This window comes from Zwartia vadi (genome assembly GCF_030410375.1).
GTDB lineage: Bacteria > Pseudomonadota > Gammaproteobacteria > Burkholderiales > Burkholderiaceae_B > Zwartia > Zwartia vadi.
Map to the genome: position 1 here is coordinate 218,220 of NZ_JAUHHE010000002.1, position 11,247 is coordinate 229,466.

General features: G+C 47.9%; 11 protein-coding genes. 9 read left to right on the forward strand and 2 right to left on the reverse strand.

All coding sequences use genetic code 11. The features are described from left to right. The first annotated feature begins 139 nt into the window (after nucleotides 1-139). The 7 genes from QWY27_RS02695 to QWY27_RS02725 all read left to right on the forward strand — a co-directional run bounded on the left by QWY27_RS02695 (nucleotide 140) and on the right by QWY27_RS02725 (nucleotide 5,653). Complete coding sequence (locus QWY27_RS02695) at nucleotides 140-631, forward strand: OmpH/Skp family outer membrane protein (RefSeq protein WP_290194595.1); 492 nt, start codon at nucleotides 140-142, stop codon at nucleotides 629-631. A 12-nt stretch (nucleotides 632-643) separates the two neighbouring features. Then, nucleotides 644-1,738 carry a UDP-3-O-(3-hydroxymyristoyl)glucosamine N-acyltransferase gene (gene lpxD, locus QWY27_RS02700; protein ID WP_290194453.1) on the forward strand — a complete coding sequence of 365 codons (1,095 nt, stop codon included), beginning with the start codon at nucleotides 644-646 and terminating at the stop codon, nucleotides 1,736-1,738. A gap of 94 nt (nucleotides 1,739-1,832) precedes the next feature. Beyond that, a complete protein-coding gene (fabZ, locus tag QWY27_RS02705) occupies nucleotides 1,833-2,285 on the forward strand; it encodes a 3-hydroxyacyl-ACP dehydratase FabZ (RefSeq protein ID WP_290194454.1) in 453 nt (150 codons plus the stop codon). Further along, nucleotides 2,286-3,080: an acyl-ACP--UDP-N-acetylglucosamine O-acyltransferase gene (gene lpxA, locus QWY27_RS02710; protein WP_290194455.1), complete on the forward strand. Its 795-nt coding sequence runs from the start codon at nucleotides 2,286-2,288 to the stop codon at nucleotides 3,078-3,080. It abuts the gene before it with no gap. Beyond that, nucleotides 3,077-4,261: a lipid-A-disaccharide synthase gene (gene lpxB / locus QWY27_RS02715; protein WP_290194456.1), complete on the forward strand. Its 1,185-nt coding sequence runs from the start codon at nucleotides 3,077-3,079 to the stop codon at nucleotides 4,259-4,261. The genes lpxA and lpxB overlap by 4 nt, the downstream gene beginning before the upstream one ends. Beyond that, a complete protein-coding gene (gene rnhB / locus QWY27_RS02720; RefSeq protein ID WP_290194457.1) occupies nucleotides 4,254-4,880 on the forward strand; it encodes a ribonuclease HII in 627 nt (208 codons plus the stop codon). The genes lpxB and rnhB overlap by 8 nt, the downstream gene beginning before the upstream one ends. Beyond that, nucleotides 4,877-5,653 carry a TrmH family RNA methyltransferase gene (locus QWY27_RS02725; protein ID WP_353958758.1) on the forward strand — a complete coding sequence of 259 codons (777 nt, stop codon included), beginning with the start codon at nucleotides 4,877-4,879 and terminating at the stop codon, nucleotides 5,651-5,653. The genes rnhB and QWY27_RS02725 overlap by 4 nt, the downstream gene beginning before the upstream one ends. On the opposite strand, the gene ppsR is transcribed toward QWY27_RS02725, so the two are convergent. Continuing rightward, the gene (gene ppsR / locus QWY27_RS02730; protein WP_290194458.1) at nucleotides 5,650-6,486 is read right to left on the reverse strand and encodes a posphoenolpyruvate synthetase regulatory kinase/phosphorylase PpsR; all 837 of its coding nucleotides are present in this window, start codon (nucleotides 6,484-6,486) and stop codon (nucleotides 5,650-5,652) included. The genes QWY27_RS02725 and ppsR overlap by 4 nt on opposite strands. Before the next feature lie 202 nt (nucleotides 6,487-6,688). On the opposite strand from ppsR, the gene ppsA reads away from it, so the two are divergent. Continuing rightward, nucleotides 6,689-9,052: a phosphoenolpyruvate synthase gene (gene ppsA, locus QWY27_RS02735; protein WP_290194460.1), complete on the forward strand. Its 2,364-nt coding sequence runs from the start codon at nucleotides 6,689-6,691 to the stop codon at nucleotides 9,050-9,052. 71 nt (nucleotides 9,053-9,123) lie between these two features. Here ppsA and smpB read toward each other — a convergent pair whose 3' ends face one another. Continuing rightward, nucleotides 9,124-9,582, reverse strand: a complete 459-nt coding sequence (smpB, locus tag QWY27_RS02740) for an SsrA-binding protein SmpB (RefSeq protein ID WP_290194462.1) — start codon at nucleotides 9,580-9,582, stop codon at nucleotides 9,124-9,126. 190 nt (nucleotides 9,583-9,772) lie between these two features. Between smpB and QWY27_RS02745 the strand changes: the two genes are divergently transcribed. Then, a complete protein-coding gene (locus QWY27_RS02745; protein WP_290194464.1) occupies nucleotides 9,773-11,236 on the forward strand; it encodes an MBOAT family O-acyltransferase in 1,464 nt (487 codons plus the stop codon). Nucleotides 11,237-11,247: the final 11 nt, after the last annotated feature.

Genomic DNA, 11,247 nt, shown 5'->3' on the forward strand with positions numbered 1-11,247 from the left:
TTATTTAGTATCGTTTAGTGGCACAATACCAATCTGTAATTTCGTTTATCGTGAGAATTAAATAATGGCTTCATCCACTGTTTCCCCATTTCAACTGCGCAATGCTTTTACCGGATTTTCCAAAAGATCCATGGCGTGGATGCTTGCCTTATCCTGCCTGACTTTTGTGTTTGCTTTTGGTAGCGTTTCTCACGCGCAAGGCACCAAGATCGGTTTTGTGAATACTGAGCGGATTCTGAGAGATTCTGCGCCAGCCAAGGCCGCTCAAACCAAAATTGAATCAGAATTCAAAAAGCGTGAAGAAGAGATCCAGCGTTTGGGTAATAATCTTCGTACAGCAGCCCAGAAATTCGAAAAAGACGCACCTGTTTTGTCTGAGTCAGACCGTAATAAGCGTCAACGCGAACTTGCCAATATCGACGCCGATTTGCAACGCAAGCGTCGCGAACTTCAAGAGGATTTCAACCGCCGCCGCAATGAAGAGTTTGCAACCATCATTGAACGCGCAAATACTGCGATCAAGCGTATTGCAGAAAAAGACAATTACGACATGATTCTGCAGGATGCAGTGACAGTTAATCCACGCGTTGATATTACTGATAAAGTAATTCAAGCGTTGGGTGCTAAATAACAAGACCGGTTCATGCCCGTCCTGTTAGACCCAACCCGGGCACCTGTCTTATCTGAGCTATTACGCGCTGTCCCTGGCGGGTTAGTTCAGGGCGTGGTTCCGGGAGCTGAGTGCAATGAAGACCCACGCATCGCTGGTCTGGGATCTTTGGCCAATGCCAATGAGCTAGAGATCTCATTTATTGTTCATCCGAAATATCTTGAGCACTTGTCGCGCACCCGTGCCTGTGCAGTGATTGTGCTGCCCGAAATTGAAGAAGCGCTTGCGAAGGCTGTTCCTGCGCCTCAATTTGCACGGATCGTTTGCAAGCATCCATACTTGCTTTATGCGCGTATTTCACAGTGGTTCGAATGGGCAAGACAGCCTGCATTTGATCCCGGGATCCATCCAACGGCAATCGTCGACCCCACAGCAACGATTGCGCCAAGTGCCCTGATTGGACCACACGCAGTGATTGGTGCCCGTTGCTCGATTGGAGCCATGACACAAATTGGTGCTGGCTGCGTAATCGGTGATGATGTTTCAATTGGCGCATCTTCTATACTTTATCCACGCGTGACGATTTACTATGGCGTGAAAGTCGGCGACCGTGCAATTATCCATAGCGGCGCAGTGCTGGGTGCGGACGGCTTTGGTTTTGCTCCAGATCCCAGTTTGTCAAAGGGTGCCTGGGGAAAAATTCCCCAATTAGGTGTCGTGTTGATCGGTCATGATGTTGAAATTGGTGCGAACACTACGATTGACCGTGGCGCCCTGGATAATACGGTTGTTGGTGATGGTGTCAAAATAGATAACCACGTGATGATCGGACACAACTGTCAAATTGGTGCGCATACAGCGATTGCTGCTTGCGTAGGGATTGCGGGCTCCACAGTGATAGGTTCTCGCTGCACAATAGGCGGCATGGCAGGAATATCTGGTCATTTGCTGATTGGTGATGATGTGCACATCTCAGGCGGAACGGGTGTGATTGCCAGCATCGATCAACCTGGTCGTTATACGGGTGTGTATCCCTTTACAGAACATAAAGAGTGGCAACGCAATGCTGCAGTGATTACTCAGCTTTCTAGTTTACGCAAACGGGTGAGGGCGCTTGAGCGCGAATAGATAGATAAATTGCAACCCGCTTTGCTGATGGCTCGGGACCTTTAATAAGCTTTGCCGTTTTGGTTTTACATTCATGAAGCATCTAGGATAAGTTATGCAACTTGATATTAAAAGTATTCTCGACAGACTTCCGCATCGATATCCCATGCTCTTGATTGATCGTGTCATTGACATGGTCCCCGGCAAATCCATCAAGGCCTTGAAAAATGTTTCCATTAATGAACCTTTTTTTATGGGACATTTTCCTCATCACCCTGTGATGCCCGGTGTACTGATTCTCGAAGCAATGGCCCAGGCAGCGGCAATTTTTTCGTTTGCTGATGAAACCGGGCTCAAACCGAAAGATGAAGAAATTTTGTACTACTTTGTCGGCATTGATGGCGCGCGTTTTCGCAAACCTGTTTTGCCTGGAGATCAATTGCACATCGAGGTTGTTGCCGAACGTCTAGGGCGAACAATTTGCAAATACCAAGGGCATGCTTTTGTCGATGGACAAGAGGTTGCCGAAGCCAAACTGATGTGTGCCATCAGACCTATGGAAAAATAAATGACTGCGTTGATTCATCCAACCGCTCTCATCGACCCCCAGGCACAGTTGCACGAATCAGTGTCGGTCGGTGCATATTCCATCATCGGACCTAATGTCAAAATTGGTGCGCATTCTATTGTGGGACCACATTGCGTCATCGACGGTCATACCGTCATTGGTGAAAGCAATCACTTCTATCGTTTTTGTTCAGTTGGCGGCATGCCACAGGACAAAAAATATGCAGGCGAGCCAACCCGTCTAGAAATGGGTGACCGCAACATGGTGCGTGAATATGTCACCATTAATACGGGAACAGTTCAGGACGTTGGTGTGACACGCCTTGGTTCTGATAATTGGATCATGGCCTATGTGCATGTTGCGCATGATTGTCAGATCGGCAGTCAAACCATTCTAGCCAATGGCGTTCAGATGGGAGGTCACGTACACATCGGTGATTGGGCAATTGTTGGTGGATTGGCAGCTGTGCATCAGTTTGGAAAAATTGGAGCACATAGCATGACGGGCGGTCAAAGTGCTCTGCATATGGATATTCCGCCCTACGTCATGGGTTCCGGTAATCCATGCGTGCCCGTTGGCATCAACGTCGAAGGGCTCAAGCGTCGTGGTTTTAGCCAAGAGTCTATCTCTGCACTGCGCGATGCCTACAAAATCATTTATCGTCGCGGCTTATCCTTGAGTGATGCCTGCGCAGAGTTGCGTCAGCGTCAACAGCAAGAGCCTGGCGTGGCTGCCGCGCTTCAACCTTTGCTGGACTTTATCGAAGCGAGCAAGCGAGGCATCATCCGACCATGACTTGGCGCCTAGGGCTCATTGCCGGCGAGCCTTCCGGGGACTTAATCGCCGCAAGGGCCTTAGCAGGCCTGAAACTGGCTGACCCACAGGTACGTCCAGAAGGAATTGGCGGTCCTCATTTGGCAGCAGAGGGGCTTGAAGTGTGGCACCCTATGCACGCATTGAGCGTATTTGGTTATGTTGATGCGATCAAGCGTTTGCCTTCACTAATCAATATTTACAGAGACGTAAAAAATCGCTGGTTACGTCAGCCTCCGGCAGTCTTTTTGGGGGTAGATGCTCCAGACTTTAATTTGCGTCTAGAGCACCGTTTGCGTCGCGCTGGGGTTCCAACAGTTCACTTTGTCGGGCCTTCCATTTGGGCTTGGCGTTATGAGCGTATCCATTACATTCGTGAAGCTGTCTCGCATATGCTGGTGTTATTTCCTTTTGAAGAAGCAATTTATAAAAAGGAAGGTATTCCTGTCACGTATGTCGGTCACCCTATGGCGGATGCGATCGCAATCAAACCTGATCAACAAGCTGCCAGAGTTCGATTGGGTCTAGATCCTACGGCTCGAATCATTGCGGTTTTACCCGGCAGTCGTGCCTCTGAGATCAAGTTGATTGCACCACGTTTTCTGCAAGCCGCTCAACGTTTACAAAAACAAGATCCTGCTTTGCAATTTGTTGTTCCGATGGTAAATGAACAACGCGCGCGCGAGTTCGGAGTGTTCCTAAAACAGTTTCCAGTCGAGAATCTGCATACGATTCTTGCGCCAAAATGCATTGTTGGTGCCTCTGATCCGATTGCCTGGTCTGTACTGGAGGCTTGTGATATCGCACTTGTCGCAAGTGGCACTGCAACACTTGAGACGGCTCTTTTTAAAAAACCAATGGTGATTTCTTATGCAGTTTCACCTTTGGTTAGAAAAATTATGGCTTGGAAATCCGGACAGCAAAGACCTTATTTACCCTGGGTAGGGTTGCCAAATGTCTTGCTCAATGACTTTGCTGTACCCGAGTTGATTCAAGACGATGCAACACCTGAGAACCTTGCGCGTGAACTTTCAGCTTTGCTCGGCGATGAGCGTCGTTGTGAAACGATTCGAAACCGGTTCACTGAAATGCACCATACCCTTCGTTGTGATACCCCTGCTCGTGTGGCGCAGGCAATAGAATATGTTGTTCGCAATGGCTAAAGCTAGGCATTCACTTGCTCAACCTGGATTGTTTGATTGCTCTGATGATCAGGCGTCTAGTGTTGCCGGTGTAGATGAAGCGGGCAGAGGACCGCTTGCGGGAGATGTTTATGCGGCCGCTGTCATACTTGACCCTCATGACACAATCGAAGGTTTGGCTGACTCAAAGACTTTGTCAGAAAAGAAACGCGAATATTTTGCCCAAGCGATTAAAACGCGTGCTTTATCTTGGTCTATCGCAGTCGCGACAGTTGCTGAAATTGATGAATTGAATATTTTGCAGGCCACTCTTCTTGCAATGAAACGAGCGGTAGAGGGGCTTTCAGTCAAACCTGAACTCGTCTGGGTGGATGGTAACCAGTCCCCACGCCTGGGCTGTCGAGTGCAAACAATCGTTAAAGGCGATGCTTTGGTGCCTGCTATTTCTGCGGCATCCATTTTGGCTAAAACAGCGCGCGATCATGACCTGCAACGCTTACATTTACTATACCCCCAGTATGCTTTTGATCAACATAAAGGCTACGGTACAGCACTTCATATGGCACGACTCAAGCAATATGGCCCGAGTCCAGTACACAGGCGCAGTTTTGCACCGGTGCGCGCCTGTTTGGAATCATGATGAAACACATCGAGTCACGCGCTAATCCTCTTTATAAGCAGCTTTTTAAATGGCAGTCCAGTGCCGGACGTCGTGATGAACCCGTGCTGCTAGAAGGGGTCAATCTCTGTCAGTCCTGGCTGGATCTTGGTAGACAGCCCAATCATGCGATTTTCGACATCGATAGAATCGGTCAGCCTCATCTGACAGCCTTGATCGACAAGTTAAATCCGGATGTGTGTCTCACGATGTCAGGTTCTTTACTTGGCAATCTTTCAAGCGTGGATACTGATCAAGGGGTCTTGTTTGTCGCACAGCCGGCTATTCATCCTATTCCTGAGAAGATTGCTGAAAATGTTGTCCTGTTGGATAGATTGCAAGACCCCGGCAACGTGGGCGCGATTTTGCGTACATGTGCGGCAGCTGGGATTAAACGAGTATTTGCTTCAAGTGGAACAGCCGGCTTGTGGTCTCCAAAGGTATTGCGAAGCGCACAAGGTGCGCATTTCGTTTTGAAGTTACATGAACATATTGACTTATTGTCGTTGACGACCGCCTTGAGTGTGCCTTTAATCGTTACAACTCTTGAGCGCGCGAGTGATCTCTATCAAACAGTTTTGCCCAAACATGCAGCTTGGGTCTTTGGCAATGAAGGGCAAGGTGTCGCACCCGACTTGATGTCACGTGCAGATTTGCGTGTCAAAATCATGCATGATCAAGCAGTGGAATCTTTAAATGTCACCGTTGCTTCGGCAGTGTGTCTCTTTGAGCAGAGACGACAACATCTTTTTTAATATGCAGAGTGTCGGTCTAGTCCGACTTCCTGTAGCACGGTTGTCGAAATTTCTTCGATTGATTTGGTTGTCGTCGACAGCATGGGGATAGACTCTCTTCTCATCAGTCGCTCTGCCTCCGCAACCTCATGGCGGCATTGAGGTAAAGACGCATATAAGCTATCCGGACGGCGTTCGTGCCTGACCTCCATCAGTCGTTCGGGTTGAATAGTTAGTCCAAAAAGCTTTGACCGAAAGGGCATGAGTGTTGATGGCAAGGCTCCCCGGTCAAAATCCTCAGGAATTAATGGGAAATTGGCTGCTTTAACGCCATATTGCATCGCTAAATAAAGACTAGTCGGTGTCTTTCCACATCTAGAAACACCTACCAAAATCACATCAGCTTGTGCCAATCCTGATACAAATTGACCATCATCATGCGCAAGGCTGAAATTGATTGCTTCGATTCGATTTCGATATTGTGTCGAGCTGACAGCCTTGTGAGACTTGCCGATTGAGTGACTTGATTTCATCCCCAAATTTTGTTCGAGAGGTTCGACAAAAGCGCCAAACAAATCTAGAAACAGAGCATGGGCAAGCTTGACCCTCGCCAAAACGTCAGGGTTGACAAGAGTTGTAAAAACAATCGGTGGAGTGCCTTGGTCGGCTGCGCAGCGATTGATCCGTTGAACAACGGTATCCGCTTTTTCGACGGTATCAATAAATGGGACCCGGACTTGTCGAAAAGTGACAGACTCAAACTGAGATAAAACTGAGTGGCTGAAGGTTTCCGCCGTAATTCCCGTACCGTCAGAGATGATGAAAACTGTGCGTTCGGTGGCGGGTATGGTCATGAAATTGATCCGAAATCGTTAGCTTGAGTAGTATAATGCAGCGCAGCAATTGTTTAGTTGAATGGTCACCCCAAAACGGCCAAGGCCAGTTTGGTTAGTGCGCTTGTATCTCATCACACGCCTCATCTTTTTTACTTTGAGGCTTCGCTGAGGTCAATGCCTTAACCAAACTCGCTTTCTCACATTGTAAAGGGTGACTTTCATGTCATATGTCGTTTCTTTCGAGCAGCTCCGCATGTCGGATGTTGACTCTGTTGGAGGTAAGAACGCTTCTTTAGGCGAAATGATCAGCCAGCTTTCTGATGCTGGTGTGCGGGTACCTGGTGGCTTTGCCACCACTGCGCAGGCCTTCCGTGACTTTCTGTCCGGAACGGGTCTGGATAAGCGTATCGCCGAGCGTCTTTCAACCCTCAATCCTGATGATGTCCGTGAGCTTGCTTTGGCGGGTGCACAGATTCGCCAGTGGATTGTCGAGGCTCCTCTACCTGATCAGCTTCATCAGGACATCAAGAGAGCTTTTATCGCCCTGGATGCAGACGGAAAGGGCTCCTTTGCGGTCCGTTCATCCGCGACGGCTGAGGACTTGCCTGATGCCTCCTTCGCCGGCCAGCAGGAAACTTTCCTGAACGTGGTTGGCTTCGATGATGTGATCGACAAAATCCGTCATGTATTCGCCTCGCTTTATAACGATCGCGCGATTTCATACCGCGTGCACAAAGGTTTTGCGCATGCTGACGTAGCGTTGTCCGCGGGTATTCAGCGTATGGTGCGTTCAGACAAGGGTAGTGCAGGTGTCATGTTTACCCTTGATACGGAGTCTGGTTTTGAGGATGTTGTCTTTATTACCTCCTCCTATGGCTTAGGAGAAACTGTTGTTCAGGGTGCGGTCAATCCTGATGAGTTTTATGTGTTTAAACCCACGCTTGCATCGGGACACTATCCAATTGTCAATCGTCGGATCGGTTCCAAACTACTCAAAATGGAATTCGATCCCGCGCGAACAGAGGGTAAAGCGGTCCGTACGGTTGATGTTCCAGTATCCGAGCGTAATCGCTTCTCTTTGACTGATAACGAAGTCATCGAGCTCGCGCGCTACGCCGTCATTATTGAAAAGCACTATCAACGTCCCATGGACATTGAGTGGGGCCGTGACGGTATTGATGGAAAGATTTATATTTTGCAAGCCAGACCTGAGACCGTGAAATCTCAAGAAAGTAATGGCGACGTTCAACAACGTTACAAACTCAAAGCGACCGGTGAAGTGATTGTCACAGGTCGTGCCATCGGACAGAAAATCGGCTCAGGTCCTGTGCGAGTGGTGAGTGATCTTTCTGAAATGGATAAGGTCCAGCCTGGTGACGTGCTCGTCACGGACATGACTGATCCCAACTGGGAGCCAGTCATGAAACGTGCTTCAGCCATCGTGACCAATCGTGGTGGCCGGACATGTCATGCGGCAATTATTGCTCGCGAACTCGGTATTCCCGCTGTAGTAGGATGTGCGGATGCGACCGATCGACTCAAAGAAGGTCAGCAAGTAACGGTTTCTTGTGCCGAGGGCGATGAAGGCAGAATCTATGATGGTCTGATCGAAACAGAAATAGAGGAAGTTCGTCGAGGTGCGATGCCTGAAGTTGGGCTTAAGGTCATGATGAACGTGGGGAATCCTCAGTTAGCCTTCGATTTTTCCCAAATCCCTAATCATGGTGTCGGCCTGGCACGTCTTGAGTTCATCATTAATAACAATATCGGCATTCATCCCAAGGCTGTTTTGGATTATCCCAATGTGGATGCCGAGCTCAAAATCGCAGTCGAATCCGCAGCGCGAGGACATGCGAGCCCCCGCGCGTTTTTTGTAGAAAAATTGGCTGACGGCATTGCGACTATTGGTGCGGCGTTCTATCCAAAGTCTGTGATTGTTCGACTGTCTGATTTCAAATCAAACGAATATCGCAAACTCGTCGGTGGTTCGCGCTACGAGCCCGAAGAAGAGAATCCAATGTTGGGCTTTCGAGGTGCTTCACGTTATATTTCCGCTGATTTTGCCGAATGCTTCAAAATGGAGTGCGAAGCCCTTAAGCGTGTACGCGATGAAATGGGCCTGACGAATGTGGAAATAATGGTGCCCTTTGTGCGCACCGTCAAGCAGGCTGAGAGAGTGATTCAATTGTTGGCTTCACACGGTTTAGTCCGTGGTGAAAATGGGTTGCGCATCATCATGATGTGCGAAGTGCCATCAAACGCAATCCTAGCCGAACAATTCCTGGAACATTTTGATGGATTTTCGATTGGTTCGAATGACATGACTCAGCTTACGCTCGGACTGGATCGTGACTCCGGGATGGAGTTGCTGGCAACTGACTTTGATGAACGTGACGATGCAGTGAAATTTATGCTGAGACGTGCGATTCAGGCTTGCTTAAAGGCTGGTAAGTATGTCGGTATATGCGGTCAGGGGCCAAGTGACTATGCCGATTTCGCGATTTGGTTGAAAGAAGAGGGTATCTTGTCAATGTCCCTCAACCCTGATACCGTCGTCGAGACTTGGAAAAAACTCGCCTCTTAATTACAACGATTGCATTTAACGGCTGATGACAATGCAGTTTGCTTAGTGCTTTGCAGACTGGAATGGTGACATCAGTCGCGAGAGCGTGTGTCGTGCTTCATCAGACGCTCTTTCTCCCGGGCCCAGTCTTTCTCTTGAGCTGCATCGCGTTTGTCATGCAGCTTTTTGCCTTTTCCAAGTCCAAAATCAAGTTTGATTCGACCGTTTTTAAAATGAAGATTGATTGGCACTAAGGCATAACCGCGCTGTTCAACTTTACCGATCAGTTTGCTGATTTCCTCGGCCTTGAGTAACAGCTTGCGCGTGCGCATTGCATCCGGATGGATGTGAGTCGATGCCGAGTGCAAGGGGCTGACATGCATACCCAGAAGCCAAAGCGCGCCATCCAAAACAACGACATAGCTTTCCTTAAGCTGTGCGCGACCCGCACGGATAGCCTTAACTTCCCAGCCCTGAAGCACGAGTCCTGCCTCGAACCGCTCCTCGATGGTGTAGTCGTGGAAGGCTTTCCGATTTTCGATAATACTCATAAGTTCCCTGCGTCATTGACGCATTTGCAACAAAAAATTACTGTAAAAGATGCACTAGCTAAAAAAACGACTAAAACTCTTCAATGATAACTAATAATAGTTAAAATTCTGGTTACTAATTATTAACAAAAAAACAGACGCCTTGCTTTGGATTGATAGGCCACAGCGTTGAGGTCGACATCGGGCTGCCATGGTTTTTTCCTCACTGGTCTTTTTATATCTGTTTTTACCAGTCAGCCTCATTATCTACTATTTGATTGGGTCAAGGATTGGTCGTCGCCGGCAAAATGGCGATGAGATCAGTGCTGGCCACGCTACGCAAGCACAAAACCTTATTTTAATCGCCTCAAGTTTCTTTTTTTATGGCTGGGGAGAGCCTGTATGGGTTGGATTGCTTGTGGTGAGTTCGGCTGTGGGTTGGTTAGTCGGTCTTTGGGTCGAGCGTTGTCAAACGATGCGTTGGAAGAAAATCGCAGTGTTTGTTGCTGTTTTATCAAATCTCTGTTTGCTGGGGATTTTTAAGTACAGCGATTTTATTGTTGAGAACATTAATTACGCATTCATCACGGGCCTCGATACACCAGGCTTTGCTCTTCCTATTGGCATCTCTTTTTACACTTTTCAAATTTTGTCTTATGTTGTCGATGTGTATCGAGGCGAGGTGAGGGCGCAAAGACGGTTTTTAGATTTTCTACTTTATGTCAGCCTGTTTCATCAGCTTGTGGCGGGGCCTATCGTGCGTTATGTCCACATCGCCAATGAAATCAATCATCGCATTCATACCTGGAGTGACTTTAGTCGTGGCTTGCATCGCGTTTGTGTTGGTTTATTTAAAAAAGTCTTTATTGCCAACGTCGCGGGTGAGTGGGCCCAACGCACACTTGGTTCGGACTTGTCTTCATTGTCAGTAGCAGATGCCTGGCTCGGTCTCGTCATGTTCACGATACAAATCTACTTTGACTTTTCTGCATATTCAGACATGGCAATTGGACTAGGGATGATGTTTGGTTTTCACTACAGAGAAAACTTTAACTACCCCTACATTGCCAAATCAGTGACGGACTTTTGGAGGCGTTGGCACATTTCTTTAGGGACTTTTTTTAGAGATTATGTCTATATCCCGCTAGGAGGTAATAAAAGCTGGGCTTTCCGCAACCTTTTCATTGTCTGGGCCCTGACTGGTTTTTGGCATGGCGCCAGTTGGAATTTCATGCTGTGGGGGCTCTATTTTGGCGTTTGGATTGCGCTGGAGAGATTATTTATTGAACGCATGCTCAATGCTTTACCTGTAGCGATCAGCCATTTCTATCTCATGACGATTGTTACCCTTGGGTGGGCATTGTTTTACTTTACCGATTTTGAAAGACTCACCATCTTCTTTCAAGTTCTTTTTGGTTATACCTCTTCAGATCTGGTCGGATTGACAACGCTAAGTGACTTGCGCGCGCATGCGTTATGGTTAATTTTGGCTATTTTATGGTGCATGCCAGTAGGTACATGGTTGCAAACCCATTTCAAGTCTTTGAGATTTGATCATTGGCGACCTGCAACCCAGTCCTGGTCTTTATTGTTAGTGGATGTCTTCTTGTTGATCACGTCAACCGCCTTATTAGTCGGTCAGACTTACAACCCATTTTTGTATTTTAGATTTTAGTGATGTGCGAA